We start from the raw sequence: 23,948 nt of genomic DNA, 5'->3' as shown, positions 1-23,948 counted from the left end.
GAGAGGCGGGCGGTGGAACAGCAACAGTTCGACGTGGTGGTGGTCGGCTCCGGCGCGGGCGCCCTGCTGACCGCGGTGCGGGCGGCCGACGAGGGCCTGAGCGTGCTCGTGGTCGAGAAGGCCGATCGGGTCGGCGGCACCTCCGCCACCTCGGGCGGCGGCATCTGGATCCCCGACAACCACGACATGCCGCGCGTGGGCCTGCGCGACAGCGTGGACGCCGCCTTCCGCTACGTGAAGGCCTGCGCCAAGGGGCTGGCCAGCGACGAGCGGGTGCTGGCCTACGTGGAGACCGCGCGCCACATGGCGCGCTACCTGCAGAGGATCGGCGTGCCCTACCGCAGCGTGCCGCGCTACGCCGACTACTACCCCGGCATGGCGGGCGCGATGCCGGGGGGCCGCACGATGGACCCGCTGGACTTCGACGCCGCGAGGCTCGGCGTGCGGGCGCTGGAGCAGGTGCGCCCCACCAACCCTGGCCAGCTGATCTTCGGCCGCATGCACATCAACGCCTTCGAGGCGCAGTCCATGCTGGCGCGCGAGCGCAAGTCGAAGTTCGTGCTGATGTGGATCATGGCGCGCTACTTCCTGGACTACCCCTGGCGCAGCAAGACGCGGCGCGACAGGCGCCTGACAGGCGGACAGGCGCTGGTGGGAGGCCTCTTCGCGGCGCTGCGCCAGCGCAAGGTGGAACTGTGGCTGCAGGCGCCGCTGCAGTCGCTGATCGTGGAGGAGGGGCGAGTGGCCGGCGTGGTGCTGCAACGTGAAGGACGGGAGGTTCGCGTGCGCGCGGCGAAGGCGGTGGTGCTGGCTGCCGGGGGCTTCGAGCGCAACCAGTCGATGCGCGAGCAGTTCCTGCCGCAGCCCACCGACGAGGCCTGGACCGCCACCCCGCCGCAGGCCAACACCGGCGACGCGATCCGCGCCGCTGCGGCCGCCGGCGGCGTGCTGCACCTGATGGGCCACACCTGGGGCGCCCCCACGCTGCAGGTGCCCAAGGAGGAGAAGTTCCGTGCCGTCTTCGTCGAGCGCTCGCTGCCAGGCTGCATGGTGGTGAACGCGCAGGGGCGGCGCTTCGTCAACGAGTCCTGTCCCTACCCGGAGTTCCAGCAGGCCATGTACGCCAGCCACGAGCGAGGCGAGGCCGCAGTGCCGGCCTGGATCGTGTTCGACGCCGACTTCCGCGCCAAGTACCCGATCGGCCCGCTGATGCCCTCAGCGGCGGTGCCTGACAGCAAGCTGCGCAAGAGCTGGCTGGGCCAGGTGTACTGGAAGGACGACACGCTCGAAGGCTTGGCGCGCCGCATCGGCGTCGACCCGGCGGGCCTCGTGGCCAGCGCGGCGCGCATGGGCGAGTACGCGCGCAGCGGCAAGGACGCGGAGTTCGACCGCGGCGGCAACGTGTTCGACCGCTACTACGGCGACCTGCACGTGAAGCCCAACCCGAACCTGGCACCGATCGCCAAGCCGCCCTTCTATGCGATGAAGCTGTATCCCGGCGACATCGGCACCAAGGGTGGTCTGCTGACCGACGAGGATGCGCGCGTGCTCGACGCGACGGGCCGGCCCGTCGATGGCCTCTACTGCATCGGCAACAACTCCGCCTCGGTGATGGGCCCGTCCTATCCGGGCGCGGGCTCGACGCTCGGCCCCGCGATGACCTTCGGCTTCCGGGCGGTCGCGCGCATCGCGGGCCGCCCGATCGCGCTGGAGCGGACCGATCTGCTGGGTCAGGACATGGAGCGGGCCGCATGAGCCGCGACTCCGTGTCCGTGGTGCGCGCACCGGTCCGCGGCGGGAAGGACGAGAAACCCGGCCGCGTCAGCACTGTCACGCCGGTGCAGCCCGCGCTCGAAGTCCGCGACGCCTCTGAGCTCGACTGGAGTGACCAGGCGGACGTGTTGGTGGTGGGCTGGGGGGCGGCCGGGGCCTGCGCGGCCATCGAGGCCCGCAACGCGGGCGCCTCGGTGCTGGTGATCGACCGTTTCGGCGGCGGCGGCGCGAGCAAGCTCTCGGGCGGGGTGGTCTACGCGGGCGGCGGCACGCGCTACCAGAAGGAGGCGGGCTTCTCGGACACGCCGCAGGCCATGTTTGACTACCTGCGACACGAAACCCAGGGGGTGGTGAGCGACGCGACGCTCGCGCGCTTCTGCGAGCAGAGCGTGGCCAACCTGGAGTGGCTGGAGCGGCAGGGCGCGCGCTTCGACGCGCGCATGCCGGACACGAAGACCTCCTACCCGCCCGAGGGCAAGTTCCTCTACTACTCCGGCAACGAGGTCGTGCCGGCCTGCCGGGGCGATTCGGTCCCGGCGCCGCGCGGCCACCGCGCGCTGGCCCGGAGACAGTCCGGGGCGACGCTCTACGCGGCACTGCAGGCGGCCACGCTACGTGCGGGCGCCCGCGCGTTCACGCAGGCCGGCGTGCGCCGGCTGGTGCGGGAGGAGGGCAGCGGCCGGGTGATCGGGGTCGAGGTCTGGCGCCTGCCGCCGGACCATCCGCTCACGCGCCGGCATGCCGAGCTCGACCGGCTGGTGGCGCGCTGGCGCACCTTCCGGCCGCGCAAGGCCGCGGCTTGGCGGCGCGAGGCCGCCGCGATCGAGCAGGCCGTCGCGCAGCGCTGCTTCGTGCGGGCCGCTCGCGCCGTGGTGCTGTCCACGGGCGGCTTCGTCTACAACCCGCAGCTGATGGCCCGACACGCGCCGCACGCCGGGCGCGGCTGGCCGATCGGCGGGGCCGGCTGCGACGGCAGCGGCCTGCGGCTGGGCCAGAGCGTGGGCGCGCAGGCGCAGGCGCTGGACAACGTCTCCGCCTGGCGCTTCATCACCCCGCCCTCGGTCTGGCCGCGCGGCATCGTCGTCAACGCCCGGGGCGAGCGCTTCTGCAACGAGCAGGTCTACGGCGCGACGCTCGGGCACGAGATGGTCGTGCACCAGGGCGGCCGGGCCTGGCTGGTCCTCGACGCCGGGCTGCGCCGCCGGGCGATCCGAGAGTGCCTGTTCGGCGGCCTGTGGGCCTTCCAGTGGATGCCGGCGCTGGCGGCGATGCTGACGGCACGCAAGGCCGTGACGCCACGGGGGCTGGCACATGCCATCGGTGCCGATCCGCAGCACCTGCAGCACAGCATAGAGGCCTACAACGCAGCCGTGCACGGGCACCGCGAGGACCCCTTCGGCAAGTCGGCCGACATGCGGCAGCCGCTGGAGCAGGGGCCCTTCTACGCGCTGGACATCTCGATCGGCTCCCGGCTCTTCCCACTCGCGACACTAACGCTTGGCGGCCTGCGGGTCAACGAGGACGACGGCCACGTGCTCGATGCTCAGGGCGGCGACATCCCCGGCCTGTTCGCGGCGGGACGCACGGCGATCGGCCTTCCCTCGTGCCGCTACGTCAGCGGCCTGTCGCTGGCGGACTGCGTGTTCTCGGGCCGGCGTGCCGGGCGCGCTGCGGCGGTCGAGCACCAGTACGGGAACCACCACGCCGGCGCTGGAACGGGCGGACACCAAAGCATGCAGCGGGGCCGGTGAGGTCCGATCAAGGAGACGCAATGGGACGGGTACAGGACAAGGTGGCGCTGGTCACGGGCGGCGCTAGCGGGGTGGGGCGCGAGACGGCGCTGTTGCTGGCGCGCGAGGGCGCGCGCGTGGCGATCAGCGACCTCAACGAGGCAGCGGGCCACGCGCTGGCGCGAGAGATCGGCGAGCGCGCACTCTTCCTGCCCCACGACGTAGCGCGCGATTCGGACTGGGCAGCGGTGATGGCTGCGGTGCAGCAGCGCCTCGGATCGCTCGACATCCTGATCAACAACGCCGGCATCCTGATCCCCGGCAACGTCGAGACCGCGAACCTGGAGCAGTTCCAGCAGCTGATGCGCGTCAATGCCGACTCCTGCTTCCTCGGCTGCCAGCACGGGGTGGCAGCCATGAAGGAGCGCGGCGGCAGCATCGTCAACATGGCCTCGGTGTCGTCCTGGCTGCCGATCGACGGCTACCTTGCCTACAGCGCGTCCAAGGCGGCGGTGGCCGCCATCACTCGGGCCACGGCGCTGCACTGCCGCAAGAGCCGCTATGCGGTGCGGGTCAACTCGGTGCATCCGGACGGCATCTACACACCGATGATGCAGGCCTCGGCGCCGGGCGTGCCGGCGCAGCACCTGCTGTTTGATCCGGCGACCAATCCCAAGGGCCGGGCCTGCCTGCCCGAACAGATCGCCAACGTGATGCTGTTCCTCGCAAGCGACGAGTCGAGCGCCATCAGCGGAGCCGAGATCCGCGCCGACAACGCAATCCTCGGCATGGGGCTCTGAGCATGGGCTTCCATCGATTGCGCGTGCGGGAGGTGGTGCGGGAGACGCACGACGCGAGCTCGCTGGTGTTTGAGGTACCTGACGATCTGGCCAAGGTCTTCCGCTACCGGCCGGGACAGTTCCTGACGCTGCGCCTGACCGTCGAGGGGCGCGAACTGCGGCGCTGCTACTCGATGTCGAGCGCGCCGGGGCTGGACGAGGCGCCGCGCGTGACCGTCAAGCGCGTCGCGCAGGGCCGGGGCTCGAACTGGATCTGCGACCGGCTCGGGCCGGGCGACACCGTGGAGCTGATGCCGCCAGCCGGCGTCTTCACGCCGCACTCTTTTGAGGGCGACTTCCTGCTACTGGCCGGCGGCAGCGGCATCACGCCGGTGTTCTCGATCCTGCGCAGCGTGCTGGCGCGCGGCAGCGGGCGCGTGCTGCTCTTCTACGCCAACCGCGACGAGCGCTCCGTGATCTTCGCCGCGCAGCTTCGGGAGTTGGCCGCCACGCACCCGGCGCGGCTGCAGGTTGTCCATTGGCTGGACTCGGTGCAGGGTGTGCCGACGGTGGCGCAGCTGGCCGAGCTGCTGCGCCCCTGGCGCGACGCGCAGGCCTTCGTCTGCGGGCCGGGGCCCTTCATGGACGCGGCCGCGACCGCGCTGCAGGACGCGGGCGTGTCCGACGAGCGGGTGCACGTCGAGCGCTTCGCGTCGCTGCCTGACGAGGAGGCGCCGGCCGCCGCGCCGGAGCCGGCCTCCGGCCCGGCGGAGGCTCAGCTGGAGATCCGCATCGGTGGCGAGGTGCACCGGCTGCACTGCGGAGGCGGTCAGACGCTGCTCGACGCGGCACGGCAGGCCGGTGTGGAGCTGCCGCATTCCTGCGAGGAGGGCCTGTGCGCCTCCTGCATGTGCCAGGTGGTCGAGGGCAGCGTGCACCTGCGCCGCAACGAGGCCCTGAGCGACAGGGACCTGGCCCGGTCCTGGACCCTGGCCTGCCAGGCCGTGCCCACCAGCGCTCAGTTGCGCATCAAGTTTCCGGAATGATCCCCATGAGCTCCATGACCTCTCCCCAAGAACTGCCGGCCACGCTGCCGGCCGCGCTGAGCCGCGCCGCCGCGCGCTGGCCCGGGCGCGACGCGATCGTCGACGGCGACGAGCGCATCAGCTACGAACAGCTGGGGGCGCGCAGCCGCCAGGTCGCGCGCTCGCTGCTCGCGCTCGGCATCGAGGCGGGCGACCGCGTGGCGCTGTGGGCGCCCAACCTGCACGAATGGATCGTCGCGGCCTGCGGCATCCATGCCGCGGGCGCGGTGCTGGTGCCGCTCAACACCCGCATGAAGGGCGCCGAGGCGGCCGACATCCTGGAGCGCAGCGGTACGCGGCTGCTGTTCACGATTGGGAACTTCCTCGGCCAGTACTACCCGGACCTGCTGGAAGGCCTGAGGCCGGCGGCGCTGCAGCACCTCGTGGTGCTGCGCGAGGGTTCTCAACCGGCGCCCGGCTGCATGGACTGGAAGGACTTTCTGGCGCGGGGCACTGACGTCGACCCGCAGCGCGTGCTCGAGCGCGAGCAGGCCATTGACGGCAACAGCACGGCCGACCTGATGTTCACCTCGGGCACCACCGGCCGCCCGAAGGGCGTGATGTCGGCGCACGCGCCCACGCTGCGCGCCTTCAGCGAGTGGTCGCAGGTGGTGGGCCTGGGCGAGGGGGACCGCTATCTCGTGGTCAACCCCTTCTTCCACACCTTCGGCTACAAGGCCGGCTGGGTGGCGGCCATCCTGCGCGGCGCGACTGTCTACCCGCAGCAGGTCTTCGACGCCGACGCGGTGCTGGCCTGCATCGAGCGCGAGCGCATCACCTTCCTGCCCGGGCCGCCGACGCTGTTCCTGAGCATGCTGGCGCACCCGCGGCTGCGGGACTTCGACATCTCCTCGCTGCGCGCGGCCGTCACCGGCGCGGCCAGCGTGCCGCCGGTGCTGATCACGCGCATGCGCGAGGAGCTCGGCATCGCCCAGGTCACCACCGCCTACGGCCTGACCGAGTGCGGCGGCTGCGCCACGCTGTGCGACCCGTCGGACAGCGCCGAGACGGTGGCGCTCACCTGCGGCCGGGCGCTGCCGGGCACCGAGGTGCGCTGCGTCGACGAGCAGGGACGCAGCGTGCCTGCCGGGCAGCCGGGCGAGGTGCTGCTGCGCGGCTATCACCTGATGCAGGGCTACTTCGGGGACGAGCAGGCGACGCGTGAGGCGATCGACGCCGAGGGCTGGCTGCACACCGGCGACGTGGGCGTGCTCGACGAGCGCGGCTACCTGCGCATCACCGACCGGCTCAAGGACATGTTCATCGTCGGCGGCTTCAACTGCTACCCGGCCGAGATCGAGCGCATGCTGGCCGAGCACCCGGCCATCGCGCAGGTGGCGGTGGTCGGCGTGGCCGACGAGCGCATGGGCGAGGTGGGCTGCGCCTGCGTGCAGCTGCGCCCGGGCGACAGCCTCTTGGGCGAGGAGCTCATCGGCTGGGCCCGGCAGCGCATGGCGAACTACAAGGTGCCGCGCCACGTGCTGCTGTTCGACAGCTTCCCGCTCAACGCTGCCAACAAGGTGCTCAAGCGGGATCTGGCGCGGTTGGCCGCCGAGCGGCTGGCCGGGGTCTGAGGACGGAGCGGGCCGTGGCGGCAGGGACGGGCGGGAAGGTCGCCCTCGTGACGGGGGCCGGCATGGGCATCGGCCGCGGCGTGGCGCGGCGCCTGGCCCGCGAGGGCATGAGGCTGCTGCTCGCCGACCGCGATGCCGGGGCCGGGCAGGACTGCGCCGGGCAGATCCGGCGTGACTTCGGCACCGAGGTCGAGTTCGTGCACGCCGACGTGACGCTTCGCGCCGAGGTGGAGGCGATGGTGCAGGCGGCGCTGGCGCGCTGGGGCACGGTGCACGTGCTGGTCAACAACGCCTGGGGCCGGCGCCCGGGCGCCGGCGGCCTCGGGCCGGTGGAGGAGCGCGGCGACGCCGACGTCGAGCATGCCTTCCGCATCGGCGCGCAGGCGGCGCTGTGGGCGATGCAGGCGGCGTTCCCGGCCATGCGCGCGCAGCGCTGGGGCCGGGTGGTGAACATGTGCTCGCTCAACGGCGTCAACGCCCATCCCTGGACGCTGGAATACAACATGGCCAAGGAGGCGCTGCGCACCCTCACGCGCACCGCCGCCCGGGAATGGGCGCCCTGGGGCATCTGCTGCAACGCCGTCTGCCCCGGCGCCGCCACCGAGGCCTACCGCAGCTTCGCGGCGGCCCGGCCGGAAAGCGCCGCCGCGATGCTCAAGCTCAACCCGATGGGCCGCATGGGCGATCCCGAGGAGGACATCGGCGCCGTGGTGCTGTTCCTCGCGAGCGAGGAGTCCCGCTACCTCACGGGCAACACGCTGTTCGTCGACGGCGGCAGCCACATCAACGGAGTGCCCTGGGTGCCGGAGCTGCGGGCTTCCTAGGAGGGCTCCCCGCACTGTGCGAGGAGCGCGGCGCGCGGCACGCCTTCAGGATGCCGCACGCCGGTGATGACGGAAACGCGGCTCGACGGCTTCCAGTCCGGCTCGGTGCCGCGGCTGCGCGCCGCCTCGCTCCAGTGGGCCGCTTCGCCGCGTCGTAATGCTTAATCTGGTCATACCCCTCAGGGAGCTTCTAGAAACCGCCCCCTGCGGCATGATGCGGGGATGAGCAGCAAGAAGACCAAGACCGAGCAGGCGTCGGCGCCGCAGGGCGACATGTTCGTGCAGCACCACAGGGACGTGAAGCTGCGGCAGTACACCGATAGCCTGGAGCGCATGGGCGAGCTGGTGGATTTCGAGCAGGTGGCGGCTGCGGTGGATGCGGCCTGCCCCAGGCCCTATCGCAGCAAGGGCGGGCGGCCTCCGTATCCGACGGTCGTGATGGTCAAGGTGCTGTTTCTGCAGGCGCTCTACAACCTGTCGGACGAGCAGGCCGAGCACCAGTTGCTGGACCGGCGCAGCTTCCAGCGCTTCTGCGGCCTGGCCGACGAGCTGCGCATCCCGGACGCGCGCACTGTCTGGCTGTTCAAGCAGCGGCTCGTGCAGGGCGGGCTCGGCGCGCGGGCAATCTTCGACGCGGTGCAGCAGCAGTTGCAGGCGCAGGGCTACATCCCGCGGGGCGGGCAGATCGTGGACGCCACCATCGTGCGTGCGCCCATCCAGCACCTGGACAAGGAAGAGAGAACACTCGTCCAGCAGGGCGCGGTGCCGCGGGAGTGGGGCGCGAAGAAGTCGAGCCACAAGGACTGCGAGGCGCGCTGGACGAAGAAGCACGGCAAGAGCTTTTACGGCTACAAGCTGCATGCCCACGTCGACGCGCGTTACAAGCTCATCCGGCGCTACAAGGTCACGCCGGCCAACTTGGGCGACGGCAATACCCTCCCGGAGGTCATCGATGCCTGCAACACCGCCGCGCGACTGTACGCCGACCGTGGCTACGACCGCCGAGCCAGCAGGGAGTTGCTGGCCGAGCACGGCTGCAAGGACGGCATCGCACGACGAGCACCAGCGGGCGAGAAGCTCGACCAGCGCGCCGAGGCGAGAAACAAGGCCATCAACCGGCGCCGCTCACGCGTCGAGCACGTCTTCGCCGGGCTGCAGCAGCTGGGAGGCAAGACGGTGCGCGCCATCGGCCTGGCTCGCAACGAACTCGCCATTGCGGTCAAGTGCGCCGTCTACAACCTCAAGCGTCTGGCGTGGTTGAAGGACAACGTAGTGGCCTTCTGAGTCGCCGCTCGGCCTGCAGCAGCCGGTACGGCGCTCGCGTCACCCGCCTCTTGCTCATGTCCGTCCGGCCGCTGCCGCCTCGCTTGCCCCTGCGCGCCTCGCTGCTGCGTCTGCCAGCGCGCTGCTGAGTCCCGTCTCGCTCGAAAACCGGTTTATCGAAGTTCTCCTCAGCATGGACCCTGTCCTTCGCGGTTTGGTCACGACCCAATGCAGTCCATCAGCTTGAACCTACCAATGCCCGTTCTATAGCGAAAGCGGGTACTGGCCAACGGCTGCATTCTGGATCGCCATGACCACGAATCAATCAGGTGAAGTCATTTGGGACAGGTATCTCTGGCTAGGAAGGCAAGCGAATCTCCCGGAACGTCTCACCAAGCTGAAGTGCCGCACTTCGCCGGTCGCCCATGTCGACCAGCATGTCAAGGATCCGCAGGAATTTCTGGGCCAAAGCCAACTTCATCGGCGCATCACGATGTGTGAAGTGCTGCACGAGTTCCGCGATACGCGCCGGAATGAACGTTCCATGCCAACCCTTCAAGCTGTCGGATCCGTTGCCGATAATCGCGAGCACCTGGTCCGCGAAGGCTTCGGCCGGGTAGCTGGCCCTAGCTCGTTCACAGAGCGTCAAGAACGGGTCCATTACGGAAGAAGCCCATCCGCCGGCGCGAACAAAACGATCGACCAGGGGAAGTATGCGGCCGATTTCGGACCAATCGCCATTGACATAGCGAGCGGCTAAGTTAGCGCGTTCGACTGAGACAAACATCAACGTGCGAACAAGCTGGGGCTGATCGAAGCCAGAGAACTTTCCGCTGCGGTAGGCGTTACGCTTGAAGGCGGAGTCTTGGAGAAGGCGCCCAAGACAGAGGTCAAGCGTCGTGACTGCGTCGGCTGGAACGATCGCCGCATCGTACACGTAGGCGCAAACGTAGGTGCTCGCAAATGGAGATAAGAGAGCCCAGCAATTTTCGCCCTCGATCCCCAAAATCGGGTCGAGGAAGCGGGGGCTCTGTTGCAACAGAGCCCTTAGCAACCACCTTGAGAAGACGCTGGGTATCTGTTTGCGAAAGCCATTCCTGAACGTGCGGCTTCTTGAACCAGTCTGGTCGAACTGCGGCTGCGCCCAACTCCACCAGCGCGCGCTTCCACCATGGGTGATCTAGATCGACGGCGCCCAATCTGCTCAGGGCCTCGTCGAGTATTTCCTCAGCGTAATCGACTGGGGTGGCGTCCGGGGCTTTTCCGGCAGAACGTTCCGAATAGAGTTGTTTGCCCTTGGGTACCAAGGCCCCCGCAATAGAAGCAAAAAGCCGGAGCACGGTTGCGGTAATGTTCATGAAAAGTAGACTCTTGTTGAACTAGGCTATTGCAGCATGCATCTCATCTGGGACTCATTTGACCGAAAGCCGGTTTTTCCTTACACGAAATTGCCGTGCACATTACTGGCCGTCATTGTCTGACAAAAAAGGCGACTTGGGAGTGACCAGTTCGACAAGTTGAACGGCCACCATCAGTCTTGAGCGGCCATACGACTTGGCGTTCTGAGCGCCCGCTCCTGGCTGTATGTACCTTCAGAGATACGGCTCAGTATGCCCGCGGCTGCTTGAGCGATGCCGTACACGAGGCCGGCGCCGGAGGTGCCAGACCCGTCGCGTCCTGACTCGTCCTTGGTTGCAGTCCCGAAAGTCCTCCCTCCGTCTCGCATGAACCTTCCCGGAACACCCTAGTCCCCTCGGACGATGGCCCGCCGTCCCGCCCTGCCTAAGCTGGGTCTCGAATCCATACCCATCACGAGGCAAGAGGAGCAAAGGATGAGACTGAAGGGCAAGGTAGCGCTGGTGACCGGCGCAGGGCAGGGCATGGGGCGGGCCATCGCGCGCCGCTTCGCGCAGGAAGGGGCCTCGGTCGTCGCGGTCGACCTCGGGCTCGACGCGGCCCGGCAGACGCTCGAAGGTTGTGCCGACGGCATGGCGCTGGCCTTCAACGTGGCCGACAGCGCAGCGGTCCGGGACGGCTTCAAGGAGGTGCTGGCGCGCTGGGGCCGCATCGACGTCCTCGTCAACAACGCCGGCGTCGGCTCGGTGGATGCCTTCGCGGACATTCCCGACGAGACCTGGGCGCGCGTCATCGGCGTCAACCTCACGGGCGCCTTCCACTGCGCGCGCGAGGCGGTGCGGGCGATGCGCGGCGTCGGCAACGCCGGCGCGATCATCAACGTCGCGAGCACGGCGGCCGTCAGCGGCGAGGGGCCGGCGCACTACTGCGCCTCCAAGGCCGCGTTGATGGGCCTGACGCGCAGCATGGCGCGCGAGCTCGCGCCGCAGGGCATCCGCGTCAACACGCTGGTGCCTGGGCCGACCAACACGCCGATGATGCAGGGCATCCCCAAGGAGTGGGCGGACGCCATCGTCAAGGGCGTGCCGATGGGCCGCATGGCCGAGCCCGAGGACATCGCGAATGCGGCGCTGTTCCTCGCCAGCGAGGACAGTGGTTTCGTCACCGGCCAGAACCTGGCGGTCAACGGCGGCAGCGCCTTCCTCTGAGGAGCCGGACATGAAGTTGCAAGGCAAGGTGGCCTTCGTCACCGGAGGCAGCAGCGGCATCGGCGCGGCCACGGCGCAGCGCCTGGCGGCCGAGGGCGCGATCGTCGTGATCTGCGGCCGGCGCCTGGAGCCGCTGGAGCAGGTGGCCGCGGAGATCCGCGCCGCCGGCGGGCGGGCCGAGGCGGTGCAGGCCGACGTGAGCGTCGAGGCGCAGATCGTCGGCGCCATCGAGGACACGGCAGCGCGCCACGGGCGGCTCGACATCCTCGTGAACAACGCGATGGCCTACACCTGGGGCTCGATCGCCGAATCCAGCACCGCCGACTGGCAGGCCAACTTCGGCACCTCGGTGGACGGCAGCTTCTGGGGCACGCGCACGGCGATGCGGCTGATGCAGGGCCGCGGCGGCGCGATCGTCAACGTCTCGTCGATCTGCGGCACGCTGGGCATGCCCTGGATGGCCGGCTACTCGGCGGCCAAGGCGGCGATCATTAACTTCTCGCGCGCCGCGGCGGCCGAGGGGGCGGCGGCGGGCATCCGCGTCAACGTGGTGGTGCCGGCCGTCGTCGAGACGCCCGCCACGGCCGGCATGCTGGCTGACGAGGCGAGCCGCAGGAACACCGAGAAGCTGATCCCGATGGGGCGCGTCGGCCAGCCGCAGGAGTTGGCGGCGGCCATCGCCTTCCTCGCGGGCGACGACGCCTCCTACGTCACCGGCGCGGTGCTGCCGGTGGACGGCGGCCGCTCGGCGGTGCTGGTGACGGCGGTATGAGCAGCCTCGAGGACCGGATCGACCGCCTGGAGTCGATCGAGGAGATCCGCCAGCTCGCGGCCCGCTACGCGCTGTCGCTGGACATGCGCGACATGGATGCGCACGTCAACCTCTTCGCCCCGGACATCCGCGTCGGGCGCGACAAGGTGGGGCGCGCGCACTTCAAGGCCTGGCAGGACCAGACGCTGCGCGAGCAGTTCACCGGCACCTCGCACCACCTGGGCCAGCACCTGATCGAGCTCATCGACCGCGACCACGCCTGCGGCGTCGTGTACTCGAAGAACGAGCACGAGTGCGGGCCCGAGTGGGTGGTCATGCAGATGCTGTACTGGGACGACTACGAGCGCATCGAGGGGCGCTGGTACTTCCGGCGCCGGCTGCCCTGCTACTGGTACGCGAGCGACCTCAACAAGCCGCCAATCGGCGACCTGAAGATGCGCTGGCCCGGCCGCGAGCCCTACCGGGGCAGCTTCCACGAGCTGTTCCCGAGCTGGGCCGAGTTCTGGGCCCGCCGCCCCGACAAGGACGAACTGCCCGAGGTGGCGCCGCCGGCGCCGCTGGAGCAGTTCCTGCGCGGCATGCGGCGCGGCACGCCCGCGCCGAAGATGCGCGTGCGCTGAAGAAAGGAGCCTGCCGATGACCCGAACCCTGTTCGAGCCGGTGCGGCTCGGCGAGCTGGAGCTGGCCAACCGCATCGTGATGGCGCCGATGACGCGCAACCGCGCCGAGCCCGACGGCACGCCGAGCGCCCTGATGCGCGAGCACTACGCCCAGCGCGCCGACGCCGGGCTGATCGTGGCCGAAGGCACCTGGCCGAGCGCGACGGGCCAAGCCTACTGCCGCCAGCCCGGCATCCAGACCGCGGCACATGTCGCGGGCTGGCGCCGCGTCACCGACGCGGTGCACGAGGCCGGCGGGCTGATCGTGCTGCAGATCATGCATGCCGGGCGCATCGGCAGCCGCCATGTCAAGCCGCCCGGCGTCGAGACCGTGGCGCCCTCGGCGCTGCAGGCCGCAGGGCAAGTGCACACCGACAGCGCCGGCATGCAGCCCTTCGACGTGCCGAGGGCCCTGTCCACTGACGAGGTCCGGGCGGTGGTGCGCGAGCATGCGCAGGCCGCGCTCAATGCGCGCGCGGCCGGCTTCGACGGCGTCGAGCTGCACGGCACCAGCGGCTACCTGCCGATGCAGTTCCTCTGCTCCGGCACCAACCGGCGCAGCGACGAGTACGGGGGGGACGCCGCGGTGCGCGCGCGCTTCGCGCTCGAATGCCTGCAAGCGATGGCCAATGCGATCGGGCCGGGCAGGGTGGGGCTGCGGCTCAATCCCGGCAACACCTACAACGACACCAGCGACGAGGAATCGGCTGCCACGCATGCCGAGCTGATGCGGCAGGTCCGGCCCCTCGGACTCGCCTACCTGCACGTGATGCGCTCGCCCCTGCCGGGGCTGGACGCCTTCGCACTGGCGCGCGAGCACTTCGGCGGCCCGCTGATCGTCAACGACGGCTTCGGCCCCGAGAACGCGGAGCAGGCCCTGCAGGCGGGCGCAGCGGTGTCCTTTGCCCGCCACTACATCGCCAACCCCGACCTGGTGCGGCGCCTGCGCGAAGGGCTGCCGCTGCAGCGCTTCGACCGCAAGACGCTCTACACGCCCGGGCCGGCCGGCTACACCGACCACGCGCCGGCCTGAGCGGCGGCTGCGGCCGAGTCAGGAGTGCGGGCTCGCAATGAAATGCGTGGGCCTCGGAAGTTCGGCACTATCGAGTTTTATCCTGGGCCCGATAAATTATCGGACGCCAGATAATTCAAGATAGTTGCCCGTAAGCCGGCGATGACCGCCTTGAAATCGGCCCGCGACGAACTCGACCAGCCCGGGCAACACCTGCTGGCAAGCATCGCGGGACGGAGGTCGGCGAGCGGCCAGATGCGGACATCGAACTATCAGGCCGAAAGCAAACCTTTGCCTCGCCAATCGGTCGCGCAAGACCCGGCGGAAGCGGGCTCTGGATCGCACTTGCCAGTAGCCCGGATCTCTCGACGCGCCGCCGAGCCTTGCTCCCGCCGGTCTCTCGTCGATCGGAGCGTGCGATTTGGCCACGAACGAGATCCCGGATCGGGGCGGTGAGTGACGTTTCGGTCCTTGCCCAGCGAGGCGTCACGGCGCCGTATAGTGCCAACTCATCGCTGCGCATCGAGACCTGCATGACTGAGTGCCCCAGTTTTCGAGATGTCCTGGTTCAGCCTGAACGCATCCCTGGAGAGGTAACCCCGGGTCCCTCAGCGATGGGTGGCGTGGCGTTGGCGCGCCAACGTGCGCCTGCACACGTCTTCGAGCGTGGCCGGACATCCGACCTGGTGATCGTGGCGCAGCAGAACATCGCCTCCACCTCGGTCGAGTTCGATCTGGGTTATGGCTGGCGCGAACACTTCTGTCCGGCTCCGGCGGCTATCTATGTGATTCCCGCAGAAGCGGATGCGCGGTGGCGGCTCGATGGGGAATCCCAGTGCGTCTACCTCGCTATTCCACAGGTGGAAGCCCATGCGCTGCTCGACGATCTTCACTTCGCGAGACCCGCTGAGCGGCTGTGGGAGCTTGCGAGTCGCGGGTTCGAGGAGCCGGTGGTGCACGAGCTGCTGGTGCGGCTGTGGCAGGAGGCGATCTCTGTCGGTCTGAGCCCTTTGCTGGGCAGCAGTTGCCGCGTCGCCATCCTGCACGCGTTGGCCCGGCGCTCCAACGGGCGTCAGTCGGCCGAGGCTCGCACCGCGCCCAAGCTTCAGCGAGGCACGCTGCAGCGTGTGTTGGCTGCAATTCACGACATGCCCGCGGACGGACTGTCGATTGAAAGGCTGGCATCGCTGGCGGGACTAAGTCCTTTCCACTTCAGCAGGCTGTTCCGCAACAGTGTGGGCTGTTCGCCCTACCGTTACTACGACAAGCTGCGTCACGAGCGCGCGCGTGAGTTGCTGGCTTCAACGGACATGCCGGTCGAGAGAATCGCCCGACAGCTCGGGTTTGCCGATGCGAGCCAGTTCGCCCGTGCCTTTCGCCGTCACGCGGGATGCGCGCCAGGGGCCTACCGGACCCAGGTCAGCCAGTAGGCCCGAGCCACATCAGCGCGGATCGATCGGCGTCAGCAGGCCGGCCCTGGCCTCGATGACTTCGCCGGCATCGAGAACCATGTCCTCGCGGAAGCGAGGGCCGAGCAGTTGAACGCCCACCGGCAGCCCGTTGGCGATCCCCGTCGGAACGGACATGGCCGGGAATCCGAGCAGGGGAACGGCCATCATCGACCAATTGGCCGCCATGACACGGCGCATGCTTTCAACGCTGTGGATGTCGGCGTCCTGCTCGAACGCCTGCTCTGCCGAGACCGGCATCAGGATCAGCGGGCAATCCTGCAGGAGGCGCTGGAGCCGCGCGATCAGGGTGCCGCGCCGTGCGTAGCCGTTCATGTAGTCCGTCAGGCCCGGCCGATCGCCCCACCAGTCCCGAGCGACGGCGTAGTAATGCTCGGCGGCCTTCTTCATGCCGTCGTCGCCGATTTGTTCGACCAGCGGCATGATCTGGCGGAACTCCTCCATCGCCAGCAAGTACCACAACCGATAGGCCTCCCCGAAGGCGGGATCGGCAATCTCTTCGACCCGGTAGCCCGCGTCCGTCAACCAGGCAGCGGCTTGGTCGAGCGCGGCATCAACCGCAGGGCTCGGTCGGGCGGCGCCCGCCTCGCGCAGGAGGCCCACCCGGATCGAACGGGCCACGGGAGCGCCAGTGAGCGGGGCCGGCGCGTGCAGCGCGTCGCGCGGATCGAACGGGCTCATTGCAGCGAGGGCGAGACGAAGATCCGCGACGCACCTCGCCAGCGGACCCTGCGTCAGCATGGTCTGTACGGACAGCGCCTGATCCGCGTTGGCAGGGCCGTACCAGGTGGGGATGCGGCCGACGGTCGGCCGTAGCCCCGTGACGCCGCAGCAGTAGGCCGGCTGCCGGATCGAGCCGCCGATGTCGTTGCCGTGCGCGATCGGCACCATGCCGGTGGCGGCAGCAGCAGCTGCGCCGCCGCTGGAGCCGCCCGGCGTGCGCGTCGGGTCCCAGGGATTCAAGGTTCTGCCGTGCAAGTCATTCGTCGTGAACCAGCGGTACGAGAAGGCGGGCGTGTTGCTGCGCCCCACGAACACTGCCCCTGCAGCACGCAGGTTGTGAACATGCGGGCTGTCTTCCGATGCGATGGCATCCTTGAATGCGGCGACACCGTTGGTCGTGGCGTGTCCCTTCTGGTCGCTGTTGACCTTGATCGACACCGGCACGCCATGCAGCGGCCCCAGTTCGGCCCCCTGCTTCACGGCGCGGTCGGCCGCATCCGCAGCCGCCAGGGCCTCTTCAGGCGACACTTCCACCAGCGCGTTGATGGCCGGGTTGACCTGATCGATGCGTTGCAGGCAGGCGAGCGTTGCGTCACGCGAAGAGATGGCGCGGGTTCGAATGCCATCGGCCAGTGCCGAGGCACTCCAGCGCCAGAGCTCGGCGGGCTGTGCGTGAAGCGGAGTGGCTGATCTGCGGTTCATGGTGTGTCTCCTTCGTTCCTGTGTGGCGCCGCGCGATGTGCACGGTCGCTGCCGGACATGCTAGGAAGCGAAGGCTGTTCGTGACACCTTGGTATGTCGCCGGCGCCGCAAGATAGGGACGGCGGCAGCAAGGTTTGCAGAGCGCGTTTACCCTGCCAGCGTAGCGTTATGGGGATTGTCGTGAGCTCGCAGCGCTTCGACGCGTCCCAAGCGATACGCGATCCACACAACGATTTCCAGCCGAGCGATGCGCTTGACCGGATCCGGGAGAACCACCCGCCATGCGGGGAGCGCGCTCCGTCCCCGTCTGCGGCCCTCGGGGATGCGGCCATCTCCGCCGCGAGCTCGACCTTCTCCTTCCTGCCCCGCAAATGCCCCGCCCCGTTAGTCTCAACGGACGATGAGGCGCCGGCCCCGGCTCCACAGAATGAAGTTCATGGGCCCCATTCCGGCGGGCCGGGGAAGCAAGCCATGATCGACATTCGAGCGCTGGCCTACGTGGTGGCACAGACCACGAGCCTGCAGCAGTGGAAGCGCTACGCCGAGGAGGTGCTGGGCATGATGACCGCCCCGGCACCCGACGGCGGGCTGTACGTGCGCATGGACGAGCGCCAGTTCCGCTTCGCGGTGCAGGAGGGGCCGCGCAACGCCTATCTGGCCACCGGCTGGGAGGTGGCGGACCGGGCGGCCTACGAGGCGGCGCTGCAGGCGCTGCGCGCGGCCGGCGTGGAGGTCACGCCGGGCGACGCCGCATTGTGCCGCCTGCGCTGCGTGCAGCAGCTCGCCGCCTTCTCGGACCCCTCCGGCAACCGACATGAGCTGGTGTGGGGTTTCAAGTCCGATTTCCGGCACTTCGCCTCCCCGGTGGGCGTGTCGCGCTTCGTGACCGGCTCCATGGGCATGGGCCACGTGGTGCTGCCGGCCCCCGAGCTCGACGCCACGCAGCGCTTCTTCCGCGACGTGCTGGGCTTCGGCCTGTCGGACATCTACAACTTCCAGCCGCAGGGCGAGGCTGGGCCGACGCTGCCGATCCATTTCCTGCACTGCGGCAACGCCCGCCACCACAGTCTGGCGCTGGCCGGTTTCCCGGTGCCGAGCGGCTGCGTGCACGTGATGGTCGAGGTCGAGTCGATGCCGGAGGTGGGGCGCGCGATGGACCGCATGCACTCGCAGGGCATTACGCAGACCGCCACGCTTGGCCAGCACACCAACGACCGCATGATCTCCTTCTACATGCGCTCGCCCTCGGGCTTCGACATCGAGTTCGGCTTCGGCGGTGCGGTGGTCGACTGGCGCGAGCACATCGTCCACGAGTTCACCCGCGTGAGCCTGTGGGGGCACGACTTCTCCATTGCCAACGCGGGAGACGCGCAATGAACAAGCTGATGAACTCGGCCGACGTGGTCGCGCAGCTGCGCGACGGCATGACCCTGGGCATCGGCGGCTGGGGCCCGCGGCGCAAGCCGATGGCGCTGGTGCGCGAGATCCTGCGCTCGCCCCTCAGGGACCTGACGGTGGTGTCCTACGGCGGGGCGGACGTCGGCATGCTGTGCGCCGCCGGCAAGGTGAGGAAGCTCGTGTTCGCCTTCGTGTCGCTGGACTTCATTCCGCTGGAGCCCTACTTCCGCCTCGCGCGCCAGCGTGGCGAACTCGAGGTGATGGAGATCGACGAGGGCATGTTCATGCTCGGCCTGAAGGCGGCGGCCATGCGCGTGCCCTACATCCCGACCCGCGTCGGCCTGGGCACTGACGTGCTGCGCCACAACCCGCAGATCAGGACGGTCGCCTCGCCCTACGACGAGCGCGAATGGGTCGCGATGCCGGCCCTGCAGCTGGACGCCGCGCTGCTGCACGTGGACCGGGCCGACGCGCGCGGCGTGTGCCAGGTCAAGGGACCCGACCTGTACATGGACGACCTGTTCGCCCGCGCGGCGGCGCGCACCTACGTCAGCTGCGACGAGCTCGTGGACAGCCACGTGTTCGAGCAGGGCGCCGAGGCCCGCTACGTGTTCTGGGAGCGCTCGCAGACCACGGGCGTGGTGCACCTGCCGGGCGGCGCGCATCCGAGCAGCTGCGCACCGCTCTACGGCTTCGACGTGGCTCACTTCAAGGCCTATGCCGCGAGCGCCCGTGAGCCGGGGGGATGGCAGCAGTACGTCGAGCAGTACGTGAATTGCGGCGAGCAGGAATACCTCCGGCGCGTCGGCGGCGTGGGCGCGATCCGCAGGCTGCCGCTGCCGGTGTTCTGAAAAGGAGCGCGGACATGAACGACACGAACCTGGTGGACCGCATGATCTGTGCCGCGGCGCAGGCCTGGAAGGACGACGGCGAGGTGCTGGCCACCGGCATCGGCATCGTGCCCCGGCTGGCTGCCTCGATGTGCATGGCCTCCATCAATCTCGACCTGATGATGACCGACTCCGAGGCTTGGCTTGTGAGCGAGCCGGTGCCCGTCGGCCCGCGCGGCGACTACCTGCCGCGGCGCGAGACCTGGATGGGCTTCTCGCGCATCTTCGACAACGTGTGGGGCGGCAGGCGCCACGCGATGGTGGGGCCGACCCAGATCGACCGCTGGGGCCAGGCCAACATCTCGATGATCGGCGCCGACTACCGGCGGCCGAAGTCGCAGATGCTGGGCGTGCGCGGCTTTCCCGGCAACTCGGCGAATCACGCCAACTCCTTCTTCGTGCCCAACCACAGCCCCAAGGTCTTCGTGGAGGGCGAGGTGGATATGGTGGCCTCGACGGGCTTCAAGCCCGAGCGGCTGCCTCGCGGCTGGCGCATGGAGGAGCTGGTGGACCTGCGGCTGGTTGTCACCAATCTCTGTGTGATGGACTTCGACGGCCCGCAGCACCGAATGCGGCTGCGCAGCCTGCACCCGGGCGTGAGCGTGCAGCAGGTGCAGGAGGCAACCGGCTTCCCGCTGCACGTGCCGGAGCACGTGCCCGTCACGCCCGACCCCACGCCGGCCCAGCTCGACCTGTTGGCGCGGCTGGACCCGCACGGCCTGCGCGCCGGCGCACTGGGATGAAGGGGCCGAAATGAACCACGATCCCCATCCGGCCGACCGCCCGGTGCGGCGCGAGGACAGCGCTGTCTACGAGACCGACGAGCCCGTGCTCTACGAGGTGCGCGCCGGCATCGCCACGCTGACGATGAACCGCCCGGCCTTCAACAACGCGCAGAACTCGCAGATGACCTATGCGCTCGATGCCGGCTTCCGGCGCGCAGTGGACGACGACGCCGTGCGCGTCATCGTGCTGCGCGGCGCCGGCCGGCACTTCAGCGCCGGCCATGACATCGGCACGCCCGGGCGCGACGTGAACAAGAGCTTCGAGCGCACCCAGCTGTGGTGGGACCATAGCGACAAGCCCGGCGCCGAGTTCCACTATGCGCGCGAGCAGGAGGTCTACCTCGGCATGTGCCGGCGCTGGCACGACGCGCCCAAGCCCACCATCGCGATGGTGCAGGGCGCCTGCGTCGCGGGCGGGCTGATGCTGGCCTGGGTCTGCGACCTCATCATCGCCAGCGACGATGCCTTCTTCCAGGATCCGGTGCTGCGCATGGGCATCCCCGGCGTCGAGTACTTCGCCCATGCGCATGAGCTCAACCCGCGCGTGGCCAAGGAATTCCTGTTCCTGGGCGAGCGCATGGACGCGGCGCGCGCCCATCAGATGGGCATGGTCAACCGGGTGGTGGCGCGCGATCGGCTGGAGGAGGAGACCTATGCGATCGCCGATCGGATCGCGCGGCAGCCCCGGCTGGGGCTTGCGCTGACCAAGCAGGTGATCAACCGCGTGCTGGATCTCCAGGGCCTGCGCACCACGATGGACCTGGCCTACGGCTACCATCACCTGGCCCATGCCCACGGGCAGCTGGTGGGGGAGGGGCACCTGGGCGGGCACGACGCACGCTCGATGGCCGCGGCCAACAAGGGCGTTGCTTCATGAACGACCGCTACCGAGCCAACGATCCCCTGGAGCTGCACACGCCGCTGTGCGAGCTGCTCGGCTGCCGCTACCCCATCGTGCAGACCGCAATGGGCTGGGTGGCGGGCTCCGGGCTGGTGGCCGCCACCTGCAACGCGGGCGGCTTCGGCTTCCTCGCCGGCGCGACGATCGCGCCCGAGCGCATCGAGGCGGAGATCCTGCGGGTCAAGGAGCTCACGGGCGACAAGCCCTTCGGCCTGAACTTCCACATGTTCCAGCCCAACGCGCAGCAGCTGCTGGACCTGGCGGTCAGGCACCGGGTGCGCGCCGTGAGCTACGGCCGCGGGCCGGACCGCAAGACCATCGCCCGGCTGCGCAACGGCGGCATCGTCTGCATGCCGACGGTGGGCGCGGTCAAGCACGCGCTCAAGGCGATCGAGATGGGCGCCAACGCCGTCACGGTCCAGGGCGGCGAAGGGGGCGGGCACACCGGCTCGGTGCCGACCACCGTGCTGCTGCCGCAGGTGCTCGACGCGGTGCAGGTGCCGGTGGTCGCCGCGGGCGGCTTCTACGACGGGCGCGGGCTGCTCGCGGCCCTGGCCTTCGGTGCCCAGGGCATCGCGATGGGCACGCGCTTCCTGATGACGCGCGACAGCGGGGTGCCCGCCGCGACGCTGCAGCGCTACCTCGAGGCCCGCGACGCCGAGCGCATCCAGGTCTCGACGCTGGTGGACGGCATGCCGCAACGGATGATCCCCAACGAGGTGCTCGCGAGGCTGGAGCAGGCCTCGCCGCTGCGCCGCGTGCTGATCGCGCTCGGGACCGCGCTGCAGTGGAAGGCGCAGACCGGCATGAGCTCTCGCCACGCCGCCGGCGTGCTGTGGCGGGCCCTGCGGGAGGACCCCGGGAGCGTCGCGCAGACGGTGATGGCAGGCAATGCGCCGCTGCTGCTGCAGCGCGCAATGGTCGAGGGCCGCCCCGAGCAGGGGGTGATGTCGGCCGGGCAGGTGGCGGCGCTGATCGGGCGCCTCGACTCCTGCCAGGCGGTGATCGAGGGGATCGTGGCGCAGGCCGTCGAGCGACGCGCCGCGCTGCTGCAGGCGACGATGGCCTGAGCGGCCTGGGCTAGAAGCGCACATGGAAGGAAGAACAATGCAGGAACAGTTTTCGACTCGGGTCCACGACGACGGCGTGGCCGAGGTGGTGATCGACCGGCCGCCGGTCAACGCGCTCGACGCCCGAGGCTGGAACGCGCTGGCCGCCGCCCTCGAGGCGCTGGGCCGGCGGCCCGAGGTGCGCGTGATCGTGATCCGCGCCGAGGGACGAGGCTTCTGCGCCGGGGTGGACATCAAGGAGCTCGAGGCAGACCCCGGCCTGATCGTCGAGGTCAACGCCGGCAACTACGCCACCTTCAGGGCGGTGCACCTCAACCCGGTGCCGGTGATCTCCGCGGTGCACGGCTTCGTGCTGGGCGGCGGCATCGGCATCTGCGGCGCGGCCGACATCGTGATCGCGGCGGAGGATGCGCGCTTCGGGCTGCCGGAGGTCGACCGCGGCGCAATGGGCGGCGCGGCCCACCTGCAGCGCATGTTCGGCGTGCAGAAGACCCGCTACCTGTTCTTCACCGGCGAGATGATCGGTGCCCCCGAGGCGCTGCGGCTCGGTGCCATCGAGCGCGTGGTGCCGCGCGAGCAGCTGCGCGACGAGGCGATGGCCGTCGCCGCGAAGATCGCCGCCAAGAGCCCCGCGATGATCCGCATCGCCAAGGAGGCCCTCACCGGCATCGAGGACGGCTGCCTGGAGGACAAGTACCGCTGGGAGCAGGGCTTCACGCTGCAGGCCTACATGAGCCCGGATTCGGCCGAGACGCGCCGCGCCTTCGTGCAAAAGCGCGATGCGCGCTTCTGAAAGCGAGAACCCCATGGACCTGAGCTACACCCCAGCCCAGAAGGCATTCCGCGCCGAGGTGCGCGACTGGCTGTTCACTCATGCGCCGCGCGAGAGGTTCGCCAGCTACGACACGCGCGAGGGCTTCGAGCAGCACCGGCAGTGGGAGGCGGTGCTCGCCTCCGCCGGCTACAGCAGCGTGAGCTGGCCCAAGGAGCTCGGCGGGCGCGGCTGCGACCTGATCGAGTGGCTGATCTTCGAGGAGGAGTACTGGGCCGCCGACGCGCCGCTGCGCGTCAACCAGAACGGCATCCTGCTGCTCGGGCCCACGCTGATGGAGTTCGGCACGGACGAGCAGAAGGCCCGCTTCCTGCCGCGCATGGCGCGCTGCGACGACATGTGGGCGCAGGGCTGGAGCGAGCCGGGCGCCGGCTCCGACATGGCCGCAATCAGCAGCCGGGCGGTGCGCACGCAGGACGGCGACGGCGAGCACTACGTGCTCAACGGCCAGAAGATCTGGTCCACGCGGGCGATCTTCGCCAACTGGATGTTCGGCCTGTTCCGCAGCGAGCCCGGATCGCAGCGCCACCACGGCCTGAGCTACCTGCTCGTGCCGCTGGACGCGCCCGGCATAACGATCCGGCCCATCAAGGCGCTCAACGGCCTGCCGGCCTTCGCCGAGGTCTTCTTCGATAATGTGCGCGTGCCCCTGGAGAACCGGGTGGGCGAGGAGGGGCAGGGCTGGCACGTGGCGATGGCCACCGCGGGCTTCGAGCGCGGGCTGCTGCTGCGCTCGCCGGCACGCTACCAGCGCAATGCCCAGCGCCTGGTGCAGCTCTACCAGCGCCACCGCGAGACGGCGGACCGCGACCCCTCGATCCGCGAGGCGGTGCTGCGTGCCTGGATGGGGGCCGAGGCCTACACGCTGGCCTCCTACCACACGGTGGGGCGGCTGCAGCGCGGCGCCCGCATCGGCGCCGAGGCCAGCACCAACAAGATCTTCTGGTCGGAGTTGGACCTGGAGCTGCACGAGACGGCGCTGCGCATCCTGGGCGCGCGCGCTGAGCTGACGGAGTCGGCGGAGGCCGCCGACTGGCTCGACGGCTTCCTGTTCGCGCAGGCCGGGCCGATCTACGCCGGCAGCAACGAGATCCAGCGCAACATCATCGCCGAGCGGGTGCTTGGCCTGCCCAAGGCTTGACG

The 23,948-nt window shown here is 69.6% G+C and carries 21 protein-coding genes; 19 read left to right on the top strand and 2 right to left on the bottom strand.

Going from position 1 to position 23,948, the window contains the following annotated elements:
• Nucleotides 1-12 precede the first annotated feature (12 nt).
• From D3A59_RS15455 to D3A59_RS15425, 7 genes are all read left to right on the top strand, one after another.
• The gene (locus tag D3A59_RS15455) at nucleotides 13-1,755 is read left to right on the top strand and encodes an FAD-dependent oxidoreductase (RefSeq protein WP_119155841.1); all 1,743 of its coding nucleotides are present in this window, start codon (nucleotides 13-15) and stop codon (nucleotides 1,753-1,755) included.
• Complete coding sequence (locus D3A59_RS15450; protein WP_119155840.1) at nucleotides 1,752-3,524, top strand: FAD-binding protein; 1,773 nt, start codon at nucleotides 1,752-1,754, stop codon at nucleotides 3,522-3,524. Before D3A59_RS15455 ends, D3A59_RS15450 begins: the two co-directional genes overlap by 4 nt.
• Before the next feature lie 20 nt (nucleotides 3,525-3,544).
• The gene (locus D3A59_RS15445; RefSeq protein WP_119155839.1) at nucleotides 3,545-4,303 is read left to right on the top strand and encodes an SDR family oxidoreductase; all 759 of its coding nucleotides are present in this window, start codon (nucleotides 3,545-3,547) and stop codon (nucleotides 4,301-4,303) included.
• Between the two features lie 2 nt (nucleotides 4,304-4,305).
• A complete protein-coding gene (locus D3A59_RS15440; RefSeq protein ID WP_119155838.1) occupies nucleotides 4,306-5,328 on the top strand; it encodes a 2Fe-2S iron-sulfur cluster-binding protein in 1,023 nt (340 codons plus the stop codon).
• Between the two features lie 14 nt (nucleotides 5,329-5,342).
• Nucleotides 5,343-6,941 (top strand): FadD3 family acyl-CoA ligase, encoded by a 1,599-nt coding sequence (locus D3A59_RS15435; RefSeq protein WP_119155885.1) that lies wholly within the window; start codon nucleotides 5,343-5,345, stop codon nucleotides 6,939-6,941.
• Nucleotides 6,942-6,955: 14 nt separating this feature from the next.
• The gene (locus D3A59_RS15430; RefSeq protein ID WP_240636074.1) at nucleotides 6,956-7,765 is read left to right on the top strand and encodes an SDR family NAD(P)-dependent oxidoreductase; all 810 of its coding nucleotides are present in this window, start codon (nucleotides 6,956-6,958) and stop codon (nucleotides 7,763-7,765) included.
• A gap of 222 nt (nucleotides 7,766-7,987) precedes the next feature.
• Nucleotides 7,988-9,049 carry an IS5 family transposase gene (locus D3A59_RS15425; protein ID WP_119155836.1) on the top strand — a complete coding sequence of 354 codons (1,062 nt, stop codon included), beginning with the start codon at nucleotides 7,988-7,990 and terminating at the stop codon, nucleotides 9,047-9,049.
• A 337-nt stretch (nucleotides 9,050-9,386) separates the two neighbouring features.
• Here the strand turns inward: D3A59_RS15425 and D3A59_RS15420 are convergent, their stop codons facing one another.
• The gene (locus D3A59_RS15420; RefSeq protein WP_205665207.1) at nucleotides 9,387-10,067 is read right to left on the bottom strand and encodes a hypothetical protein; all 681 of its coding nucleotides are present in this window, start codon (nucleotides 10,065-10,067) and stop codon (nucleotides 9,387-9,389) included.
• A gap of 793 nt (nucleotides 10,068-10,860) precedes the next feature.
• Between D3A59_RS15420 and D3A59_RS15415 the strand changes: the two genes are divergently transcribed.
• The 5 genes from D3A59_RS15415 to D3A59_RS15395 all read left to right on the top strand — a co-directional run bounded on the left by D3A59_RS15415 (nucleotide 10,861) and on the right by D3A59_RS15395 (nucleotide 15,465).
• Nucleotides 10,861-11,592 (top strand): SDR family NAD(P)-dependent oxidoreductase, encoded by a 732-nt coding sequence (locus D3A59_RS15415; RefSeq protein WP_119155835.1) that lies wholly within the window; start codon nucleotides 10,861-10,863, stop codon nucleotides 11,590-11,592.
• Between the two features lie 10 nt (nucleotides 11,593-11,602).
• Nucleotides 11,603-12,364 (top strand): SDR family NAD(P)-dependent oxidoreductase, encoded by a 762-nt coding sequence (locus tag D3A59_RS15410; protein WP_119155834.1) that lies wholly within the window; start codon nucleotides 11,603-11,605, stop codon nucleotides 12,362-12,364.
• Complete coding sequence (locus tag D3A59_RS15405) at nucleotides 12,361-12,984, top strand: nuclear transport factor 2 family protein (protein ID WP_119155833.1); 624 nt, start codon at nucleotides 12,361-12,363, stop codon at nucleotides 12,982-12,984. The genes D3A59_RS15410 and D3A59_RS15405 overlap by 4 nt, the downstream gene beginning before the upstream one ends.
• 16 nt (nucleotides 12,985-13,000) lie before the next feature.
• A complete protein-coding gene (locus D3A59_RS15400) occupies nucleotides 13,001-14,056 on the top strand; it encodes an alkene reductase (protein WP_119155832.1) in 1,056 nt (351 codons plus the stop codon).
• A 512-nt stretch (nucleotides 14,057-14,568) separates the two neighbouring features.
• Nucleotides 14,569-15,465 (top strand): helix-turn-helix domain-containing protein, encoded by an 897-nt coding sequence (locus tag D3A59_RS15395; protein WP_119155831.1) that lies wholly within the window; start codon nucleotides 14,569-14,571, stop codon nucleotides 15,463-15,465.
• A 12-nt stretch (nucleotides 15,466-15,477) separates the two neighbouring features.
• On the opposite strand, the gene D3A59_RS15390 is transcribed toward D3A59_RS15395, so the two are convergent.
• On the bottom strand, nucleotides 15,478-16,929 hold the full coding sequence (locus tag D3A59_RS15390; protein WP_119155830.1) for an amidase family protein: 1,452 nt from the start codon (nucleotides 16,927-16,929) through the stop codon (nucleotides 15,478-15,480).
• A 471-nt stretch (nucleotides 16,930-17,400) separates the two neighbouring features.
• On the opposite strand from D3A59_RS15390, the gene D3A59_RS15385 reads away from it, so the two are divergent.
• Genes D3A59_RS15385 through D3A59_RS15355 form a run of 7 tightly spaced genes read left to right on the top strand, consistent with a single transcriptional unit; the run spans nucleotide 17,401 to nucleotide 23,946 of the window.
• On the top strand, nucleotides 17,401-18,306 hold the full coding sequence (locus D3A59_RS15385; protein ID WP_119155829.1) for a VOC family protein: 906 nt from the start codon (nucleotides 17,401-17,403) through the stop codon (nucleotides 18,304-18,306).
• Nucleotides 18,303-19,178, top strand: a complete 876-nt coding sequence (locus tag D3A59_RS15380) for a CoA transferase subunit A (RefSeq protein ID WP_119155828.1) — start codon at nucleotides 18,303-18,305, stop codon at nucleotides 19,176-19,178. Before D3A59_RS15385 ends, D3A59_RS15380 begins: the two co-directional genes overlap by 4 nt.
• A gap of 14 nt (nucleotides 19,179-19,192) precedes the next feature.
• On the top strand, nucleotides 19,193-19,960 hold the full coding sequence (locus D3A59_RS15375; RefSeq protein WP_119155827.1) for a CoA-transferase subunit beta: 768 nt from the start codon (nucleotides 19,193-19,195) through the stop codon (nucleotides 19,958-19,960).
• 10 nt (nucleotides 19,961-19,970) lie between these two features.
• Entirely contained in the window at nucleotides 19,971-20,879 is a 909-nt protein-coding gene (locus tag D3A59_RS15370) for an enoyl-CoA hydratase (protein ID WP_119155826.1), read from the top strand.
• Nucleotides 20,876-21,973 (top strand): NAD(P)H-dependent flavin oxidoreductase, encoded by a 1,098-nt coding sequence (locus tag D3A59_RS15365; protein ID WP_119155825.1) that lies wholly within the window; start codon nucleotides 20,876-20,878, stop codon nucleotides 21,971-21,973. Before D3A59_RS15370 ends, D3A59_RS15365 begins: the two co-directional genes overlap by 4 nt.
• A 37-nt stretch (nucleotides 21,974-22,010) precedes the next feature.
• The gene (locus D3A59_RS15360) at nucleotides 22,011-22,766 is read left to right on the top strand and encodes an enoyl-CoA hydratase family protein (protein WP_119155824.1); all 756 of its coding nucleotides are present in this window, start codon (nucleotides 22,011-22,013) and stop codon (nucleotides 22,764-22,766) included.
• 13 nt (nucleotides 22,767-22,779) lie between these two features.
• Complete coding sequence (locus D3A59_RS15355; RefSeq protein ID WP_119155823.1) at nucleotides 22,780-23,946, top strand: acyl-CoA dehydrogenase family protein; 1,167 nt, start codon at nucleotides 22,780-22,782, stop codon at nucleotides 23,944-23,946.
• Nucleotides 23,947-23,948: the final 2 nt, after the last annotated feature.

Source organism: Caldimonas tepidiphila (assembly GCF_003569765.1).
In the GTDB taxonomy this organism is placed as follows: domain Bacteria; phylum Pseudomonadota; class Gammaproteobacteria; order Burkholderiales; family Burkholderiaceae_C; genus Caldimonas; species Caldimonas tepidiphila.
This window is presented reverse-complemented; position numbering and strand designations above follow the sequence as displayed.

Bases quoted from the DNA above. Each gene is read 5' to 3' on its own strand.
- D3A59_RS15410 (WP_119155834.1), top strand. From the start codon at position 11,603: ATGAAGTTGCAAGGCAAGGTGGCCTTCGTCACCGGAGGCAGCAGCGGC.
- D3A59_RS15365 (WP_119155825.1), top strand. From the start codon at position 20,876: ATGAACGACCGCTACCGAGCCAACGATCCCCTGGAGCTGCACACGCCG.
- D3A59_RS15395 (WP_119155831.1), top strand. From the start codon at position 14,569: ATGACTGAGTGCCCCAGTTTTCGAGATGTCCTGGTTCAGCCTGAACGC.
- D3A59_RS15360 (WP_119155824.1), top strand. From the start codon at position 22,011: ATGCAGGAACAGTTTTCGACTCGGGTCCACGACGACGGCGTGGCCGAG.
- D3A59_RS15435 (WP_119155885.1), top strand. From the start codon at position 5,343: ATGACCTCTCCCCAAGAACTGCCGGCCACGCTGCCGGCCGCGCTGAGC.
- D3A59_RS15450 (WP_119155840.1), top strand. From the start codon at position 1,752: ATGAGCCGCGACTCCGTGTCCGTGGTGCGCGCACCGGTCCGCGGCGGG.
- D3A59_RS15400 (WP_119155832.1), top strand. From the start codon at position 13,001: ATGACCCGAACCCTGTTCGAGCCGGTGCGGCTCGGCGAGCTGGAGCTG.
- D3A59_RS15370 (WP_119155826.1), top strand. From the start codon at position 19,971: ATGAACCACGATCCCCATCCGGCCGACCGCCCGGTGCGGCGCGAGGAC.
- D3A59_RS15385 (WP_119155829.1), top strand. From the start codon at position 17,401: ATGATCGACATTCGAGCGCTGGCCTACGTGGTGGCACAGACCACGAGC.
- D3A59_RS15380 (WP_119155828.1), top strand. From the start codon at position 18,303: ATGAACAAGCTGATGAACTCGGCCGACGTGGTCGCGCAGCTGCGCGAC.
- D3A59_RS15390 (WP_119155830.1), bottom strand. From the start codon at position 16,929: ATGAACCGCAGATCAGCCACTCCGCTTCACGCACAGCCCGCCGAGCTC.
- D3A59_RS15425 (WP_119155836.1), top strand. From the start codon at position 7,988: ATGAGCAGCAAGAAGACCAAGACCGAGCAGGCGTCGGCGCCGCAGGGC.
- D3A59_RS15415 (WP_119155835.1), top strand. From the start codon at position 10,861: ATGAGACTGAAGGGCAAGGTAGCGCTGGTGACCGGCGCAGGGCAGGGC.
- D3A59_RS15375 (WP_119155827.1), top strand. From the start codon at position 19,193: ATGAACGACACGAACCTGGTGGACCGCATGATCTGTGCCGCGGCGCAG.
- D3A59_RS15440 (WP_119155838.1), top strand. From the start codon at position 4,306: ATGGGCTTCCATCGATTGCGCGTGCGGGAGGTGGTGCGGGAGACGCAC.
- D3A59_RS15405 (WP_119155833.1), top strand. From the start codon at position 12,361: ATGAGCAGCCTCGAGGACCGGATCGACCGCCTGGAGTCGATCGAGGAG.
- D3A59_RS15445 (WP_119155839.1), top strand. From the start codon at position 3,545: ATGGGACGGGTACAGGACAAGGTGGCGCTGGTCACGGGCGGCGCTAGC.
- D3A59_RS15355 (WP_119155823.1), top strand. From the start codon at position 22,780: ATGGACCTGAGCTACACCCCAGCCCAGAAGGCATTCCGCGCCGAGGTG.